Source organism: Marinobacter sp. UBA5687, from assembly GCF_002420325.1.
Lineage (GTDB): Bacteria > Pseudomonadota > Gammaproteobacteria > Pseudomonadales > Oleiphilaceae > Marinobacter > Marinobacter nauticus.
On record NZ_DIHV01000129.1, the window covers coordinates 1 to 17,788 of the forward strand.

Consider the following 17,788-nt stretch of genomic DNA (forward strand, 5'->3'; position numbering starts at 1 on the left):
TCATTTTAATTGGCCATTAACAATTGGCTTCGCGAACGTCCGCACCCCCGGCAAGACTCAACAAAAGCGAACACAGCCCCCCGATGTGATATGAGCCAATTTCCCCAGTGCTGTGAAAAACCTACGTCCAGTCTGTCTCGATATCAATGCTTCGAGCCGCACCCCAGATGCCTGCCATGAAATCGCAGATGCTGCTCGATAAAGCTCGAGATAAAGAAGTAGCTGTGGTCGTAGCCCTCCCGGAAATTGAGCTCCAGCGGGTAATTGTTGATGCTGGCTGCGGCCTCAAGCGCCTCTGGCCGAAGCTGCTCAGTCAGGAAGTTATCCGCGTCTCCCTGGTCGACCAGTGCCGGTACGAACTGTGTTGCATCCCGCATCAGCAGGCTGGCGTCGTATTCGGCCCAACGCGAGCTGTCTTTGCCCAGGTAGGCAGTAAAGGCTTTTTTGCCCCATGGGCAGTTTACCGGGTTGCTGATCGGGCTGAAGGCCGACACGGACTGGTAGCGCTCCGGGTTGCGCAGAGCCAGAACCAGGGCGCCATGACCACCCATTGAATGGCCCGCAATCGAGCGTTGATTCGTTACCGGGAAAACAGATTCGATCAGTGCAGGCAGCTCATTCAGAACATAGTCGTACATGCGGTAGTGGGGATGCCATGGGCTTTCGGTCGCGTTTACATAGAAGCCCGCCCCCTGGCCAAGATCGTAGCTTTCATCGTCGGCAACGTGATCGCCCCGGGGGCTGGTATCCGGTGCCACGATGGCCATGCCCAGTTCCGCAGCCGCGCGATGGGCGCCGCCTTTCTGCATGAAGTTTTCGTCTGTGCTGGTGAGGCCGGAAAGCCAGTAAAGCACCGGCACTTTCTGTCCATTGGCAACCTGCGGTGGCAGGTAGACCGCAAAGCGCATGGCGCAGCCAAGGCTTTCAGACGGATGGCTGTACTGTTTGTGCCAGCCGCCAAAACTTTTGTTACTGCTCAGGTTTTCAAGGGTCATTGGACACTCCGTTGCGGGGCGGCCCGCCGAAGTGGCAGGCCGCCCTCAACATCACTTGTCGAAATGGATAACGCTGCGAATGCTCTTGCCTTCGTGCATCAACTCAAAGGCTTCGTTGATGTCATCGAGGCCCATGGTGTGGGTGATGAAATCATTCAGCTTGAACTCACCTTGCAGGTAGCGTTCAACAATGCCGGGTAGCTCGGAACGGCCTTTGACCCCTCCGAAGGCGGAGCCTTTCCAGACGCGACCGGTAACGAGCTGGAACGGGCGGGTGGAAATTTCCTGGCCTGCCCCGGCAACGCCAATAATGACCGACTCGCCCCATCCCTTGTGGCAACATTCCAGTGCGGACCGCATGACATCGACGTTGCCGATGCATTCGAAGGAATAGTCCACGCCACCGTCAGTCAGTTCAACGATCACTTCCTGAATCGGCTTGTCATAGTCTTTGGGATTGATGCAGTCGGTTGCGCCAAGCTGTCGTGCCAGGTCGAACTTGCTGTTGTTGATATCGATGACGATAATCCGACTCGCCTTGGCCATGGTCGCACCAATAATCGCAGACAGGCCGATACCGCCGAGACCGAAAATGGCCACCGTAGCGCCTTCTTCCACCTTGGCGGTATTCATGACCGCGCCCATGCCGGTGGTTACGCCGCAGCCGAGCAGGCACACCTCTTCCAGCGGGGCTTCCTTGTTGACCTTCGCCAGCGAAATCTCCGGCAGAACGGTGTACTCGGAGAAGGTCGAGCAGCCCATGTAGTGATAGATTGGCTGGCCGTCCTTGTAGAAGCGGCTGGTGCCATCGGGCATCAGCCCCTTGCCCTGGGTTTCGCGGATTTTCCCGCACAGGTTGGTTTTGCCGGACAGGCAGAATTTGCACTCGCCACATTCGGGGGTATACAAAGGAATCACATGATCGCCGACGGCAACACTGGTAACGCCTTCACCAATCGCCTCTACAATGCCGCCCCCCTCATGGCCAAGGATTGAGGGAAAGTTGCCCTCGGGATCCTCACCCGAGAGGGTAAACGCATCGGTGTGGCATACACCGGTTGCGATCACTTTTATCCGTACTTCCCCTGCTTTCGGGGGCATCACGTCCACCTCTTCAACCGACAGTGGCTGACCCGGGCCCCAGGCAATTGCTGCTTTTGATTTGATTATCTCAGCCATAACGTTCTCCATTGATTATTCAGGAAGGGCGGGACGCCCAAGCGAAGTCCATATTGTATTTATGGCTATTTGATTGATAATCGCTGTTTTTATCAAATCACCTTTACGTGTGTGCAATAATCGGGTGTTGCAAAGCAAACGGGGAAAACCATGTATCGCTGGGAAGGGATAAACGAGTTTGTGGCGGTTGCCGAAACCGAGAGTTTCACGCGTGCCGCGAAGCGACTGGACGTGTCGACGGCACAGGTCAGCCGCCAGGTCAGTGCCCTGGAGGCCCGCCTATCGACCCGGTTGTTCTACCGCACCACACGCCGGGTGTCGGTAACCGAGGCCGGACAGATCTTTTACCAGCACTGCCGGCAGGTACTTGATGCCCTGGAGCAGGCGGAACGCTCTATTACCAACATGCAGTTGGTCCCGCGAGGCAGGCTGAGGCTGACTGCGCCGGTGACCTATGGAGAGAAATCCATTGCGCCGCTGGTCAATGACTTCGTTTTGCGATACCCCGAACTCGACGTGGACATGAAGCTTACCAACCAGACACTGGATCTGGTCGCTGAGGGGTACGATCTTGCCGTGCGCATGGGAAAGCTCGAGGATTCGACCTTGATGGCCCGGCGTCTCGCATCCCGAACCCTATACGTGTGTGCCTCGCCCGATTATCTCGCCACGCACGGCACGCCCCACTCGTTGACCGAACTGGCGAACCACAACTGCCTGCTGGGAAATCTGGATTACTGGCGCTTCCAGGAAGCGGGCCAGCCGCGCAATGTACGGGTAACGGGGAACATCCGTTGCGACAGTGGCAGGGCCCTGCTTGATGCCGCCCTCAAGGGGATTGGCATTGTTCAGCTTCCGGATTACTACGTTCAGAGCGCACTGGATTCCAGGCTGTTGATTCCGGTGCTGACCCGTTATCAGGAAGACGATGACGGTATCTGGGCGGTGTATCCCCATAACCGTCATCTGTCGCCGAAGATAAGGCTGCTGCTGGATTTTCTTTCGGAATCCCTGAAACCTGGCGGTTCTCCGCCGGACGCAGCAAACGCGGATTATTAAGCAATGAACCGATAGGATTGTGTATTCAAAGAACGGCGCTTTGCGACCGTAGCTCCCGTCTGTACCTCCTCAAGCCAGCCTGAATTCCAAAGAGTGTCAGGAGCACCGACCAAGCTGTCGGCCACACCTCAGCGCCAACGGCCGGCCAAACTGTGGGTTCAAGAACACTTTTGTTATACTCGCCGGATTCGACAATAAACCGGGTCATGGAATGGGCCGAACACGATGATGACCAAAAAGGATCTTCCCCTCCGTCAGTTGCTGAAGCTGCGCAATTCCTGGATCGCCTGGGTGGTATTCCTGGTGTCTGTGGTTGCGACGGTATTGCTTTGGCAGGTCTCCATCCGGCTGGTTGAAGATCGCACCGAGGCCCGATTCCGCACTCAGTCCCTGCAGCTTAAGACCGCGATTGAAGAACGCCTGCTCAATTACGAACAGGTTCTTGCCGGCAGTGCCGGTCTGTTTGCTGTCACCGGTAAAGTCACACGCGATCAGTGGAAAGAGTACGTCGACAACGTCGATATCAATCGTTATTACCCCGGTATTGAGGGTATCGGCTACGTTGAGCGTATTGGTGTCCGCGAAATGGCCGATCACATTGCCTCGGTTCGGGCGGAGGGGCTCTACAATTATCTGGTCAAGCCGCTGGGTACCGGGCCCTACTACTATCCCATGGTTTATCTGGAGCCGGGCACCGAGCGTAATCGCAAGGCGCTGGGTTATGACGCTTTCAGTGACCCCATCCACCGCACCGCCATGGAGCAGGCCCGGGATGACGCTATCCCGACGGTCACCGGCAAGGTTGTGCTGGTGCAGGAGTCTGTGGCCGAGGATCAGGCCGGTTTTCTGATGTACTACCCGGTGTTCCAGGGCGGCGAGATTCCGGAGATCCGGGCCGAGCGCCGCATGATGCTGGCCGGCTACGTGTTCAGTGCCTTCCGGATGAACAACCTGATCGACGGTATTGTTGGCCTGATATCGCCATTTCTGGATGTGCGCATCTACGACAGCGGGGTGGTGGCACGAGATACCCTGATGTATGGCTCCAATCTCGGTTCGCTGGACAACGAATTCAGCTTTGAAATGAGCCAGACCATCCGACACGGTGGCCGGGAATGGCTGCTGCAGACCCGTTCAACACCAGCCTTTGATTATCTCGCCGCCGATCCACGGCCTCCTATTGTTCTCGGCTCTGGCCTGGCCATCAGTTTGTTGCTCTGGCTGTTCGTGCTGGCCCTGATTCGCTCCCGGCTGATTGCCCAGGTCAGCGCCGGTCGCTATCGCGCGATCACCGAGGGTGCAGCCAACGTCACTCTGGTCATGGATCGTCGGGGGCGCCCGCTGTATGCGAGCCCGTCCAGTCGTGACATCCTGGGATTCGATCCGGACAAGGTGGAAGCCCTGGAATTCGAGAAGCTGGTGCACATGGATGACTGGTCGCACCTGCAAAGAGGCTTTGAAGAGTCCATGGCCTCACCGGGCAAACAGATGCCGGTGGTGCGTGCCCGGGTGCGCGATGCCGATGGCCAATGGCGTGATATGGAAGGCACCTTCACCGCGATGCTCTCGGTGCCTGGCGTCAACGGTGTGGTTCTGAGCCTTCGCGATCTTACCCAGCTCAAGGCGGCTCAGTCCGAACTGCACCGGCTGGCGTTCTACGATCCACTGACCGGGCTCGCCAACCGGCAGCTGTTCCGGGATCGGTTGAATCACGTGGTTCGTCGCAGTCGCCGAAGTGGCGAGGCGGCAGCCCTGATGTTCCTTGATCTGGACGGTTTCAAGCGGATCAACGATACCCTGGGGCACGATGCCGGTGACGAACTTCTGCGTCAGGTCGCGCAATGGCTGGAAGGCTGTGTCCGTGAGGAAGATTCCGTGGCCCGGCTCGGTGGCGACGAATTTGTGGTGTTGTTGTCCCGGATCAGCGGCTCTGAAGCCGCCGGCAAAGTGGCGGAAAACATTTTGCGGCGCCTGTGCCAGCGTATTCGACTGAACGACCATGAGGTAGGTGTGACCGTCAGCATCGGGATCACCATGATCCCTCACGACAGTGAGGATGCAGGCGCGCTGATGAAATATGCCGATTTAGCTATGTATCGCGCCAAGGAATTGGGGCGCAATACCTATCAGTTCTTCACGCCGGCCATGAACATCCAGGCCGCCCGTCGCTTGCTGCAGCAGGAAGAGCTGGCCACGGCACTCGATGGCGACCGGTTTGTCCTGCACTACCAGCCAAAAGTGGATCTGGCCACTCAGCGGGTGATCGGTGTGGAGGCTTTCCTGCGCTGGCATCATCCGGAAAAAGGCCTGGTCTCGGCCCAGCAGTTCATCACTCTGGCGGAAGAAACCGGGTTGATTATCCGCCTGGGCGAGCTGGCGCTGCGGCAAGCCTGTATCCAGGTCCAGGCGCTTGAGCGGGCCGGGTTCGAGTCGCTGAAGATGGCGGTGAACTTCTCGGTGCGTCAGCTGACGGACTCCGGCTTCCTGGACATGATCCGGCGGGTAATTACCGAGACGGGGGTCTCTCCCGAGCGGCTGGAGCTGGAAATGCCGGCGGAGTTGCTCAATGAAGATCCGAGAATGCTGCGGGAATTGCTGGTGTCCCTGAACGATCTGGGCGTGTGCCTGATTCTGGATGATTTCGGTACCGGCTCCTGCTCACTGGTGGCGCTGCAGCAGTTGCCGCTGGATGTGATCAAGATTGATCATCGCTTCATTCGCGACATTCCCTACAACGTCAGTGCCACCGATGTGGCGTCGGCGGTGATCGCCCTGGCTCACAAGCTGCACCTGACGGTGGTGGCGGAAGGGGTGGAAACGCTACAGCAGCTGACGTTCCTGAAATCCGCCGGTTGCGCCCAGTGCCAGGGCAATCTGTTCAGCTATCCGCTGGACGAAGATGCCCTGATCGGATTCCTGATCCGGCAGTACGAGAAGCCGCTTATTTCCTGATCATGGCAATGGCGGCCTGTAACCGGTAAAATCACGCCGTTCCCGGATCCCGGTAGCGGCCCCTCCGGGCTCAATCCTACGTCTTATATGAGTAATCATTGTCTGTGACTGAACTGAGCCGAATCCGTAACTTTTCCATTATTGCCCACATCGACCACGGTAAATCCACGCTGGCGGATCGTTTTATCCAGATCTGCGGTGGCCTGACAGACCGTGAAATGGCCGAACAGGTCCTGGACTCCATGGATCTGGAGCGGGAACGCGGGATCACCATCAAGGCCCAGAGCGTTACGCTCAACTACAAGGCAAAGGATGGGGAAACCTACAAACTGAATTTCATCGATACCCCGGGCCACGTGGATTTCTCCTACGAGGTGTCCCGCTCACTGTACGCCTGTGAAGGGGCGCTGCTGGTGGTGGATGCCGGTCAGGGTGTGGAAGCCCAGTCGGTGGCCAACTGCTACACCGCTATCGAACAGGGCCTTGAGGTGGTGCCGGTCCTGAACAAGATGGACCTGCCCCAGGCCGAGCCCGAGCGGGTTGCGGCGGAAATTGAAGACATTATCGGCATTGACGCTTCCGATGCCGTGCGCTGCAGTGCCAAAAGCGGACTGGGTGTTGAGGATGTACTCGAGGATCTGATCAAAAAGATTCCGCCCCCCAAGGGTGATCGCAGCGCGCCGTTGCAGGCACTGATTATTGATTCCTGGTTTGATAACTACCTGGGCGTGGTGTCACTGGTTCGGGTGACCGAAGGTGTACTGCGTAAAGGCGACAAGATCGTTATCAAGTCCACCAAGAAAGCCTGGAACGCCGACAAGGTCGGTGTCTTCAATCCCAAGCCCACCGACACTGATGTGCTTGAAGCGGGTGACGTCGGTTTCGTCGTTGCGGGAATCAAGGATATCCACGGTGCGCCGGTGGGTGACACCATCGTGCACCAGAAGTTTGCGGAAGAAACCCCGATGCTGCCGGGGTTCAAGAAAGTCAAACCCCAGGTATACGCCGGTCTGTTCCCGGTCAGCGCCGACGATTATGACGATTTCCGGGATGCCCTGGAAAAGCTCACCCTCAACGACGCCTCGCTGTTCTTTGAGCCCGAGAACTCGGATGCTCTGGGCTTCGGTTTCCGCTGTGGTTTCCTGGGCATGCTGCACATGGAGATCATCCAGGAGCGGCTGGAACGAGAGTACGACCTGGATCTGATTACCACGGCGCCGACGGTAATCTATGAAGTGGTCACCAAGCAGGGTGAGACTCTGTCGGTGGACAACCCATCACGGCTTCCGGATATTGGTTCCATCGAAGAAATGCGTGAGCCCATTGTCGAGGCCAACATCCTGGTACCCCAGGAGCACCTCGGTAATGTCATTGCCCTGTGTGAAGAAAAGCGCGGTGTGCAGAAGAACATGCACTTCATGTCCACACAGGTACAGCTCACCTACGAGCTGCCGATGGCGGAAGTGGTGATGGACTTCTTTGACCGGATCAAATCGGCCAGCCGTGGCTTTGCGTCATTGGATTACCACTTTGTCCGTTTCCAGAGTGCCAACCTGGTTCGACTGGATGTGCTGATCAACGGGGATCGTGTCGACGCCCTGGCGCTGATTGTGCACCGGGATCTGTCCCACCGCAAAGGGCGCCAGTTGATCGAGAAGATGAAAGAGCTGATCCCGCGTCAGATGTTTGATATTGCCATTCAGGCTGCCATTGGTACCCAGGTGGTCTCCCGGGTAACGGTCAAGGCCCTGCGCAAGAACGTAACGGCGAAGTGTTACGGTGGCGACGTCAGCCGTAAAAAGAAACTGCTTCAGAAGCAGAAGGAAGGTAAAAAACGCATGAAGCAGCTGGGTAATGTCGAGGTGCCTCAGGAAGCGTTTCTTGCTGTATTGAAAGTGGATAACTAAAAAGGCACCTGGATGGACATCGATTTTCCACTGGTACTGGTGGTTCTGACTTTCGTGACCGGAGCGGTCTGGCTGGCGGACATCGCGTTCCTGAGAAAGCGTCGGCTTGCCGGCGCAGAGCAGGGTGGCCAGGTAGACGAATCGGCCGATGAGTTCGAGGACCGGGAACCCTGGCTGGTGGATATCAGCCGCTCATTTTTCCCCGTGCTGGCGGTAGTCCTGGTGCTTCGGTCGTTCCTGATCGAGCCGTTCCAGATCCCCTCAGGCTCCATGTTGCCGACCCTCGAAGTGGGGGATTTTATCCTGGTCAACAAGTACGCCTATGGCCTGCGCCTGCCGGTGGCCGGTACCAAGATTGTTGAGATCGGCGATCCGGAGCGGGGTGATGTCATGGTGTTCCGCTATCCTGAGGATGGCACCACCAATTACATCAAGCGGGTTGTCGGCCTGCCGGGCGATCATATTCGTTACCGCAACAAGCAACTGTTCATCAATGATGAGCCGGTTCCCCGGGATTTCGTTGCGCGCTTGCCCCCCATGGAACGCTGGCGGGAACAGTTGGGTGAGGTTGAACATGATCTGTACCTGACCATGGGGCGGGTGAGCGGTTCCGGTGAGGGAGAATGGGTTGTTCCTGAAGGCCATTACTTTGTCATGGGCGATAACCGCGACAACAGTAACGACAGCCGTTTCTGGGGCACGGTGCCGGATGAGATGGTGGTGGGCAAGGCCTTTGCCATCTGGATGCACTGGAAATCACTGACAAGTCTGCCATCTTTTGATCGGGTGGGTGGCATCCAATAATTCTGATGGTTCCGGAGTACAAGACGATGAGAAGACACTATCCCGCAGGCCTGACCACTCAGCAGGGCGGCGCTTTGACGATGATGATCATGGCTCTGTTCTTTGGTGGCCTGCTGACTCTGGCGATCAAGATCGGGCCGGCCTACCTGGATGACTTTACCATCCAGGAGGCTCTGGAAAGCCTGGATGGTACCGACGGCCTGTCACAGATGGGGCCTGCACAGGTGCGCAGCCTGATTAACAAGCGCCTGAGTGTGAATAATGTTGACGGTTTTGATCCAAAGAACATCTCCGTTGAAAAAAATGGCGAACTGGTCGTGATCAAGGTGGATTACGAGGTTCGCAATAACATCTTCCGGAACGTGGACACCGTTGTGCACTTCCAGCACGAGTATGAGTTTCAGGGCCAGTGAGTTCACAACCAGACCTAGACCAACTTCAGCGCCGCATTGGCTACCAGTTCAAGGAACCGGAGCGGCTTCTGCTGGCGCTGACCCATCGCAGTTTTGGCAACCAGAATAACGAACGTCTTGAGTTTCTGGGCGATTCTATCGTGAACATGGTGATCGCCGAATATCTGTATCTTCATTTTGAGAAGGCCCGGGAAGGGCAGTTGAGCCGGCTTCGGGCCCGTATGGTCAAGGGGGTTACCCTCGCCGAGATCGGTCGTGAATTTCAGTTGGGCCAGTATCTGAGGCTCGGTTCGGGAGAGCTGAAAAGTGGTGGTTTCCGCCGTGAGTCCATACTCGCCGATGCCGTGGAATCCATTATTGGGGCCATTTATCTGGACAGCGACTTTCATACCTGTCGGGCTCAGGTGTTACGCTGGTTTGAACAGCGCTTGGCAAACCTGGATATTCAGGACACCCAGAAAGATCCGAAAACCCGGTTGCAGGAGTACCTGCAGTCCAGGCAATTTCCGTTGCCGCGCTATGAAGTGATTTCTGTTGACGGCGAGGCCCACAACCAGACTTTCCATGTCTCCTGCGCCTTGCCCTCGCTGGACCGTAAAACCACCGGCACTGGCAGTAGTCGACGTGTTGCTGAACAGCAGGCCGCCCGAAATGCACTCAAGCAACTGGGTGTGGAGAATTCCTGATGACTGATATTACCCGCCCGGAAAACCCGGAAAGCCGCTGTGGTTTCGTCGCCATTGTCGGCCGGCCGAATGTGGGCAAGTCCACACTGCTCAATCACATCCTTGGCCAGAAGCTGAGCATCACCTCACGGAAGCCTCAGACCACCAGGCATCAGGTTCTGGGCATCAAGACCGAGGGCCCGGTACAGGCCATTTATGTCGATACACCGGGCATGCATGAGGATGAGCCCCGGGCCCTGAACCGCTATATGAACAAGGCGGCGGCGTCCGCCCTGATCGACGTGGATGTGGTGGTCTTCGTGGTGGATCAGCTGGCGTGGACCAGTGCCGATGAGATGGTGCTGGAGAAGCTCAAGCGGGTAAAGTGCCCGGTTATCCTGGCGGTCAACAAAGTCGACAAGCTGGAGAAACGGGAGCTGTTGTTGCCCCATCTGGAGGCTCTGTCTAAAAAGCGGGACTTTGCCGAGATCATTCCTCTTTCGGCACTGAAAGAGACCAATCTGGAGCCGCTGGAATCGGCTGTTGGCCGTTTCCTGCCCGAAAGTGTCCACTTCTACCCCGATGATCAGATCACAGACCGCAGTGAACGCTTTATGGCGGCCGAAATGGTCCGGGAGAAAATCACTCGTCAACTGGGCGCTGAACTGCCGTATTCCGTGGCAGTGGAGATTGAAGAGTTCAAGCACCAGGGCAATACCCTGCATGTTTCGGCACTGATTCTGGTCGAACGGGAAGGCCAGAAGAAAATCATCATTGGCGATAAGGGTGAGCGCCTGCGCAGTATCGGTCAGGAAGCCCGGGTTGATATGGAGCGGATGTTCGGATCCAAGGTGATGCTCCGGCTCTGGGTCAAGGTCAAGCGAGGCTGGGCTGACAGCGACAGGGCTTTGAAAAGCCTGGGCATGAGCGATTTCTGAGGCCGCCATGAAGGGCGCGGTGCAGCAAGAGCCCGCTTATGTGGTCCATCGGCGACCCTGGCGCGAAACCGCCTTGCTGGTGGATCTGTTTACTCTGAATCACGGCCGCATGAGTGTGGTTGCCCGAGGCGCCAACAGCACCAAGAGCCCGCTCAAGGCCCAGCTTCAGCCATTCCAGCCGTTATTAGTGGACTGGACCGGCAAAAGTGAGCTGAAAACCCTGGTGCAGCTGGAAGTGCGCAGTGCGCCAGCGGTCAGCCAACCCCGCGCGTTGTACAGTGGTTTCTACATTAATGAACTGGTTCAGCGGGTGTTACCGGTGGCCGATCCCTCCCCCGCGTTGTTTGCCAGCTACATTGAAACCCTGCAGGCCCTGGCGGATCTGTCTTCACAGGACGATGTGGAGCCGTTGCTGAGGCGTTTTGAGCGCGCATTTGCCGCCTCGCTGGGCTACGATTTTGCCTGGGACGAAACCACGGATACCGGTATGTCTGTACAGGCGGGGGAGCTCTATGGCTACGACCCGGGCCAGGGGATCGTTTCCAATCTCGCGCCCGAGCTGCCATTGCGCCAATTGCCGGGTGAGGCATTGCTGGCACTGGCGGCCGGCGATTTCATGAGTGAAGCGCCCCGTAAAACCGCCAAGCGCGTCATGCGGGTGCTGGTGGATTACCTTTTGCAGGGCCGGCCGCTGCACAGCCGTTCCCTGTTCAGTCATTCGAATCCGTCATCTGGGAGAGAATCATGAATACCCGAGTCCTGCTTGGAGTGAATATTGATCATGTGGCCACCTTGCGTCAGGCCCGGGGCACCCGTTACCCGGACCCCGTGCAGGCGGCGTTGGTGGCGGAAGAAGCCGGTGCTGATGGCATCACCATTCACCCCCGTGAGGATCGCCGGCATATCCAGGACCGGGATGTGCTGCTGTTGCGGGAAGTACTGCAGACCAAAATGAATCTGGAAATGGCGGTGACAGACGCCATGCTGGCGTTCGCCGAGCAGGTGCGCCCGGAATGTGTCTGCCTGGTGCCGGAAAAACGCGAGGAGCTCACCACCGAAGGTGGACTGGATGTGGATGGCCAGGAAGAGCGCGTGGCCAAGGCCTGTGATCGTCTGGCAAAAATCGGCGCCGAGGTTTCGTTGTTTATCGATCCGGACCCGGTACAGATCGACGCGGCGGTGCGCTGCGGTGCGCCGGTGGTTGAGTTGCATACCGGTGAATATGCCGAGGCCGGGGAACCCGAAGCGGTGGAAGCCTCATTCAAAGTGCTTGCCGATGCCGTGGCCTATGCCCGCAAGAAGGGGCTGATTGTGAATGCCGGCCATGGTCTGCATTACCACAACACCGAGCGGGTGGCCGCTATTCCGGGTATCAATGAACTGAACATCGGCCATGCGATCATCGCCCGTGCCGTCTTTACCGGCCTGAAAGATGCGGTCCGGGACATGAAGGCGATTCTTGACCGGGCCAGGGCCTGATCAACAGTCAGGTGGTTTCCGGCTGGCGCTGCTGTTCCCGGAACAGTTGCTGCCAGTCGGTCTGCTCACTCCAGATCTGCAGCCGCTCCATGGCCGCAATCAGTTGATCTTTTAACAGCTCACGATCCGGAGCCTCGCACTTCAGGGCGGTCTCGAACCGGTTGGCGGCTGTGCGCAGCTCGGGAACGCCGCAGTACCGGGTGGCCCCGTGAAGCTTATGCACGCACTCAAGCAGGGGCTCGTTGTCGCCGGTCTGCCAGAGCGCCTGAATCCGGTCGATATCGGTGTGTAACTGCTCCAGCAGCATGCTGAACAGCTCCTCCGCCAGATCGGCCTTGCCCGCCGCCAGTTGAATGCTCTCCTCTACACTGACGCAGTCCTGCTGCATCCGGCGGTTTGAAGGCCGCAGTGTCCGGCGGGTATCCCGTACTTCGGAGATCCGGAAGCGGTCGGCGCTATTGGTGCAGTCGTAGCCGGTGTATTCGCGAATCAGTTCTACCAGTTGGCTGCTGCTGATCGGCTTGGGCATATAGCCGTCGAAGCCTTGTTGCGCCAGCCGTTCCTGTTCGTCCGCCAGAGCGTGGGCGGTCAGGGCAATAATGGGGGTGTGGTGTGAACCGCTGTCCAGATCACGGATGCGGGCCGTGGTTTCCACGCCGTCCATCCCGGGCATCTGCAGGTCCATGAACACCAGGTCAAACGCCTTCTGGCGCACCTTGGTCAATGCCTCGAATCCGCTGGAGGCGCCTTCGGCTTCCAGGCGGCAGTCATTGAGCAAGGTCATCACCAGTTTCAGGTTGGCTTCGTTATCGTCCACCGCCAGAATGCGGGGCGTGCCTGAGCCGCTGTTCTGCCTTAATGGTAGCGCGGCTTCCGGCGCGCTTCGGTTGCCCGACTGAATGCCATGGATCAGCAACAGCAGTTCGTCGTAGAGGGCGTCCCGGCAGACCGGTTTGGTCAGGTGGCCGCTGGCCAGGCCCGACAGCGGCGTGTCATGGGTTTCCAGAGTGGGCGTCAGCAATAGGGTGCGGCAGTCGCGTTCCACTTCCAGGGAACGCACCAGGTTGCAGTACTGGCTGGAGTTGAGCAGGTGGCGGGTAATGCCGATGATGGCGCCGGCGTAGCCTTCCTGCCGTCGTTGCGCCTCTTCTATCTGTTCCTGCAGCGCCCCGGGTGAGGCAACCCGTTCAACGGCCACGCCCCAGTCCCTTAACAGGTGTTCCACCGCCAGCCCGGTGGTCTTCTGGTGTTCGAGATAGATGATCTTCTCGCCCCGGAGCGCCTCTTTGGGGCTGGAGCTGTCGCCGGTTGAGGACAGTTCCGGCGTCAGGGTAAACCAGAACGTGGAACCTTTGCCCAGCTCACTTTCCAGGCCGATCTTGCCGCCCATTTCTTCCACCAGCCGTTTGGAGATGGCCAGCCCCAGACCGGTACCGCCATACTGCCGGGCAGTGGAGGCATCGGCCTGGCTGAAGGCGTTAAACAGTGACTGCTGCTGGGCACGTGACAGACCAACGCCGGAATCGGTTATGCTCAGGCGCAGTGTGACCCGGTTATGCTCGGTATCTTCGTCTTCCAGACTCGCCCGTAATACCACTTCGCCGGTCTGGGTGAACTTGATGGCATTGTTCACCAGGTTGGTGATCACCTGCTTGACCCGCAGCGGATCCCCCATGATGTTGTCCGGTACATCGTTGTAGACCAGTGGCACCAGGTCCAGGTTTTTAGCGTGGGCCGCCGGTGCCAGCATGACCATCACTTCCTCAACGATATCCCGGAGCTGGAACGGCACGCGGTCCAGGATCAGTTTGCCGGCTTCGATCTTGGAGAAATCCAGAATGTCGTTAATGATGGTCAGCAGGATTTCCGAGGATTTGCGGATGGTGTTCAGGTGGTCGCGCTGCTGGCGGGGCAGTGGGCTTTTCAGCAACAGTTCGGTGAAGCCGATGATGCCGTTCAGCGGCGTCCGGATTTCATGTGACATGTTGGCCAGGAACTCGGATTTGATCCGGCTCGCTTCCAGTGCTTCCTTGCGGGCAAAGTCCAGTTCGATATTCTGGATTTCAATGGTCTCCAGGGTCTCCCGCAGGTCTTCGGTGGCCTGGTCAATGTTCTGTTGCATTTCGGCCTGGGCCTTGCTCAATTCCGAGGCCATATCATTGAGCCCCGACTCCAGCTGTTCGAACTCCGGGCCGGCACTGGTGTAAACCCGGGTGTCGAGCTTGCCTTCCTTGAGTTTGGCTACGGCTTCGTTGAGCTGGAATACCGGGTCGGTGAAGGCACGGCTCAGGCGCAGCGCGATGGCAAGACTGAGCAGGACACCACCGATCACCAGCAGCAGCGAGATCAGTAGCGCCTTGTAGGTTTCCTTTTCCGTGCGGACGTGGGACATCTCTACGGCAACCCAGCCCAGCGGGGCCTGGCGTTCCGCCGCAGACTGGCGGGCGTCCGGGTCCAGCATGGTCTCGATCATCAGATCCTGAAGGTGAACCGGCGTGACAAAACGAGTGCTGCTGTCGTGGGTCAACCGGATCGGCTGGTTGGGTTCCAGCGGTGCCATCGCCACGGTTTCAGCGCTGCCTGGGCCAGTATGAAGCATGCGCTGGCCATCGCTGCCATAGAAGGTGATGGAGCGAACATCCTGTTCTTCAAGAAGGGCGTTGGAGAGGCTGCTCAGCAGGCTGCGATTGGCCGTGAACAGGCCGTATTCAGAGCCTGCGGCAAGCTGTCGGGACAGGGACTCACCGCGATCCTTCAGCAGGTTCTCAATGTTGTTCACCCAGCTGTAGGTAAAGAATAGCCCTAACAACAGCGTGGTGAGCAGGGTGGGAACCAGAGTTACCACCAGTACTTTCTTGCGAATGCCCCAACGTCGCATACCGTGTTCCTGTAAAATTACCTTGTCCGCCGGCAGGGAGCGCCTGCTGGTGGATACTTCCTTGTCAGCATAGCTGAACGGCAATGATATAACCGTGGCCGTTATCCCGGAAACAGACAGTTATAGCCGCAGGTCATGGATATAGCGACAAGCTGTATTGGGACAAGGCGGCCATAACGCGTATGATTCGAATCCGAAAGTGTATCACAGGGTTTCAATATGATTTTCCCCACCATTGAAGATTATGTCGGCCATACACCCCTGGTGCGTCTGCAGCGTCTGCCGGGAGACACCAGTAACGTCATCCTGGCAAAACTGGAGGGGAACAACCCGGCAGGTTCGGTGAAAGACCGGCCGGCTTTGAGCATGATCCAGGAGGCTGAACGCCGGGGCGAGATCAAGCCCGGGGACACCCTGATTGAAGCCACCTCCGGCAATACCGGTATCGCGCTGGCCATGGCCGCGGCCATCAAGGGCTACCGAATGGTGCTGATCATGCCTGATAACCTGAGTGAGGAGCGCCGGGCCTCCATGCGTGCATACGGCGCCCAGGTGGTGAACGTTTCCCGTGAGCAGGGCATGGAAGGCGCCCGGGATCTGGCCATTCGAATGGAGGCCGAGGGCAAGGGCAAGGTTCTGGACCAGTTCAGCAATGCCGATAACCCTTCGGCCCACTATCACACCACGGGCCCGGAAATCTGGGAGCAGACTGCCGGGCGGGTTACGCACTTTGTCAGCTCCATGGGCACCACCGGTACCATCATGGGCGTGTCCCGTTACCTGAAAGAGCGCAATCCCGATATCCGTATTATCGGCCTGCAGCCAGAGGATGGGGCTTCGATTCCGGGTATTCGCCGCTGGCCGGAGGCTTACCTGCCGAAAATCTACGATGCCAGCCGGGTCGACCAGGTTCTGGATATTGGCCAGCAGGAAGCCGAGGACACTATGCGGGCACTGGCCGAGCGAGAGGGCATTTTCTGTGGTGTGTCCTCCGGCGGTGCCATTGCAGCGGCCCTGAAATTGTCCCGTGAGGTTGAAAACGCCGTGATCGTGGCCATTATCTGTGACCGCGGAGACCGTTACCTCTCCACCGGTGTGTTTCCCGGCGCCTGAGTGGCCCCCAATCAAGAGAATTCTATATGAGTAAGCGTCGCCGCAAGGTTCTGCCCAAGGAGCCCGTGCGTTGTGAAATCGAGACCCTGAGCCACGATGGCCGGGGCATTGCCCGCGCTGATGGCAAAACCCAGTTTGTTGACGGAGCCCTGCCGGGCGAAACCGTGATGGCCAAAATGGTCAGCACCCGCAGCCGGTTTGATGAGCTGCGCACAACCGAAGTGCTGGAAGCAGCCCCTGACCGCCAGCAGCCACCCTGTGAGTTTGCCGATCTTTGCGGTGGTTGCAGTCTTCAGCACATGAGCGCCGATGCCCAGATACGGTTCAAGGAAAATACCCTGCGCGAGCATTTTGCCCACTTTGGGGGCATTGAACCGGAGCAGTGGGTGGCTCCGATGCGTTCTCCGGATAGCCTCGGCTATCGTCGCAAGGCGCGGCTGGGCGTACGTTATGTGAAGGCCCGGGAGTCGGTGCTGGTTGGTTTCCGGGAGAAGCGCAATAGCTTTCTGACCGATATTGACCGCTGCGTGGTACTGGATCCCCGGATCGGTGAGCGAATCGAGCCTCTTCGGGAGTTGCTACATGGCATGGCGGCATTTGACCGGATTGCCCAGGTAGAAGTGGCCTGTGGCGATGATACGGCTGCCATGGTGTTCCGGAACATGGATGACCTGGTGCCGGACGACCGGGAAAAGCTGATCGCCTTTGGTCAGGCCCATGACTTGCATATCTATCTGCAGCCCAAGGGCCCGGACACCGTGCACCGGATCTGGCCGGAATCCGGCGGGCGGGACGATGAACGCCTGACCTATCGTATGGATGAGTTTGACCTCACCATGGCCTTCCATCCCATGGACTTTACCCAGGTGAACGCCGGCATCAACCGCAATATGGTGCACCGCGCGGTCGAGTGGCTGGACGTCCAGCCCGGTGAGCGGGTACTGGATCTTTTCTGCGGCCTGGGCAACTTTACGCTGCCACTGGCCCGCAAGGGCGGGCAGGTTGTGGGTGTGGAGGGCGACGATGCCATGGTGGTTCGCGGCCGTGAAAACGCCCGCCTGAACGATCTCTCCAATGTGGAATTCCACGGGGCAGATCTGCACGGGGATTTCACCGGGCAATCCTGGGCAAAAGAGGGGTTTGACAAGATTCTGATCGATCCGCCTCGTTCAGGCGCGGAGGAGATTTGTAAGTATCTGACCGCTTTCGGTGCCAACCGCATTGTTTACGTGTCCTGCAACCCCGCTACCCTGGCGCGGGATGCCGGGGTGATGGTGCGCAATGGTTATCGGCTGGTACAGGCCGGTGTGATGGATATGTTCCCCCATACCACCCACGTTGAGTCCATTGCGTTGTTTGAGCGTAGCGCAGACTGACCGGGTTTCGGGGGTATGCAACGGAACGGC

The 17,788-nt window shown here is 58.2% G+C and carries 14 protein-coding genes; 11 read left to right on the forward strand and 3 right to left on the reverse strand.

Features of this window, described 5'->3' with window-relative positions; genetic code table 11:
• Positions 1 to 143: 143 nt before the first annotated feature.
• Both fghA and B3Y70_RS14385 read right to left on the reverse strand, forming a co-directional pair.
• Entirely contained in the window at positions 144 to 995 is an 852-nt protein-coding gene (gene fghA / locus B3Y70_RS14380; protein WP_273030363.1) for an S-formylglutathione hydrolase, read from the reverse strand.
• Between the two features lie 51 nt (positions 996 to 1,046).
• Positions 1,047 to 2,165: an S-(hydroxymethyl)glutathione dehydrogenase/class III alcohol dehydrogenase gene (locus tag B3Y70_RS14385; protein ID WP_272998953.1), complete on the reverse strand. Its 1,119-nt coding sequence runs from the start codon at positions 2,163 to 2,165 to the stop codon at positions 1,047 to 1,049.
• A 159-nt stretch (positions 2,166 to 2,324) separates the two neighbouring features.
• On the opposite strand from B3Y70_RS14385, the gene B3Y70_RS14390 reads away from it, so the two are divergent.
• The 9 genes from B3Y70_RS14390 (at position 2,325) to pdxJ (ending at position 12,391) form a co-directional block, all read left to right on the forward strand.
• Positions 2,325 to 3,233, forward strand: a complete 909-nt coding sequence (locus B3Y70_RS14390; RefSeq protein ID WP_011785717.1) for a LysR family transcriptional regulator — start codon at positions 2,325 to 2,327, stop codon at positions 3,231 to 3,233.
• 225 nt (positions 3,234 to 3,458) lie between these two features.
• Complete coding sequence (locus B3Y70_RS14395; RefSeq protein ID WP_011785716.1) at positions 3,459 to 6,185, forward strand: bifunctional diguanylate cyclase/phosphodiesterase; 2,727 nt, start codon at positions 3,459 to 3,461, stop codon at positions 6,183 to 6,185.
• A gap of 104 nt (positions 6,186 to 6,289) precedes the next feature.
• A complete protein-coding gene (lepA, locus tag B3Y70_RS14400) occupies positions 6,290 to 8,092 on the forward strand; it encodes a translation elongation factor 4 (protein ID WP_011785715.1) in 1,803 nt (600 codons plus the stop codon).
• Between the two features lie 12 nt (positions 8,093 to 8,104).
• Entirely contained in the window at positions 8,105 to 8,896 is a 792-nt protein-coding gene (lepB, locus tag B3Y70_RS14405; protein ID WP_023007924.1) for a signal peptidase I, read from the forward strand.
• A gap of 26 nt (positions 8,897 to 8,922) precedes the next feature.
• A complete protein-coding gene (locus tag B3Y70_RS14410) occupies positions 8,923 to 9,309 on the forward strand; it encodes a DUF4845 domain-containing protein (RefSeq protein WP_011785713.1) in 387 nt (128 codons plus the stop codon).
• Positions 9,306 to 9,995 carry a ribonuclease III gene (gene rnc, locus B3Y70_RS14415; protein WP_011785712.1) on the forward strand — a complete coding sequence of 230 codons (690 nt, stop codon included), beginning with the start codon at positions 9,306 to 9,308 and terminating at the stop codon, positions 9,993 to 9,995. Before B3Y70_RS14410 ends, rnc begins: the two co-directional genes overlap by 4 nt.
• A complete protein-coding gene (gene era / locus B3Y70_RS14420; protein WP_011785711.1) occupies positions 9,995 to 10,912 on the forward strand; it encodes a GTPase Era in 918 nt (305 codons plus the stop codon). The genes rnc and era overlap by 1 nt, the downstream gene beginning before the upstream one ends.
• Before the next feature lie 7 nt (positions 10,913 to 10,919).
• Positions 10,920 to 11,660 carry a DNA repair protein RecO gene (gene recO, locus B3Y70_RS14425; RefSeq protein WP_153741216.1) on the forward strand — a complete coding sequence of 247 codons (741 nt, stop codon included), beginning with the start codon at positions 10,920 to 10,922 and terminating at the stop codon, positions 11,658 to 11,660.
• Positions 11,657 to 12,391 (forward strand): pyridoxine 5'-phosphate synthase, encoded by a 735-nt coding sequence (gene pdxJ, locus B3Y70_RS14430; protein ID WP_014420775.1) that lies wholly within the window; start codon positions 11,657 to 11,659, stop codon positions 12,389 to 12,391. Before recO ends, pdxJ begins: the two co-directional genes overlap by 4 nt.
• Positions 12,392 to 12,398: 7 nt before the next feature.
• On the opposite strand, the gene B3Y70_RS14435 is transcribed toward pdxJ, so the two are convergent.
• Entirely contained in the window at positions 12,399 to 15,269 is a 2,871-nt protein-coding gene (locus B3Y70_RS14435; protein ID WP_286894998.1) for an ATP-binding protein, read from the reverse strand.
• A 219-nt stretch (positions 15,270 to 15,488) separates the two neighbouring features.
• On the opposite strand from B3Y70_RS14435, the gene cysM reads away from it, so the two are divergent.
• Both cysM and rlmD read left to right on the forward strand, forming a co-directional pair.
• Entirely contained in the window at positions 15,489 to 16,382 is an 894-nt protein-coding gene (gene cysM, locus B3Y70_RS14440; protein ID WP_011785707.1) for a cysteine synthase CysM, read from the forward strand.
• A gap of 26 nt (positions 16,383 to 16,408) precedes the next feature.
• Positions 16,409 to 17,758 carry a 23S rRNA (uracil(1939)-C(5))-methyltransferase RlmD gene (gene rlmD, locus B3Y70_RS14445; protein WP_014420778.1) on the forward strand — a complete coding sequence of 450 codons (1,350 nt, stop codon included), beginning with the start codon at positions 16,409 to 16,411 and terminating at the stop codon, positions 17,756 to 17,758.
• Positions 17,759 to 17,788 lie beyond the last annotated feature (30 nt).

Excerpts from the sequence above, each read along its gene's own strand:
- B3Y70_RS14390 (WP_011785717.1), top strand. The coding sequence starts at position 2,325 with ATGTATCGCTGGGAAGGGATAAACGAGTTTGTGGCGGTTGCCGAAACC.
- rlmD (WP_014420778.1), top strand. The coding sequence starts at position 16,409 with ATGAGTAAGCGTCGCCGCAAGGTTCTGCCCAAGGAGCCCGTGCGTTGT.
- cysM (WP_011785707.1), top strand. The coding sequence starts at position 15,489 with ATGATTTTCCCCACCATTGAAGATTATGTCGGCCATACACCCCTGGTG.
- B3Y70_RS14410 (WP_011785713.1), top strand. The coding sequence starts at position 8,923 with ATGAGAAGACACTATCCCGCAGGCCTGACCACTCAGCAGGGCGGCGCT.
- B3Y70_RS14435 (WP_286894998.1), bottom strand. The coding sequence starts at position 15,269 with ATGCGACGTTGGGGCATTCGCAAGAAAGTACTGGTGGTAACTCTGGTT.
- era (WP_011785711.1), top strand. The coding sequence starts at position 9,995 with ATGACTGATATTACCCGCCCGGAAAACCCGGAAAGCCGCTGTGGTTTC.
- recO (WP_153741216.1), top strand. The coding sequence starts at position 10,920 with ATGAAGGGCGCGGTGCAGCAAGAGCCCGCTTATGTGGTCCATCGGCGA.
- fghA (WP_273030363.1), bottom strand. The coding sequence starts at position 995 with ATGACCCTTGAAAACCTGAGCAGTAACAAAAGTTTTGGCGGCTGGCAC.
- lepB (WP_023007924.1), top strand. The coding sequence starts at position 8,105 with ATGGACATCGATTTTCCACTGGTACTGGTGGTTCTGACTTTCGTGACC.
- B3Y70_RS14395 (WP_011785716.1), top strand. The coding sequence starts at position 3,459 with ATGATGACCAAAAAGGATCTTCCCCTCCGTCAGTTGCTGAAGCTGCGC.
- pdxJ (WP_014420775.1), top strand. The coding sequence starts at position 11,657 with ATGAATACCCGAGTCCTGCTTGGAGTGAATATTGATCATGTGGCCACC.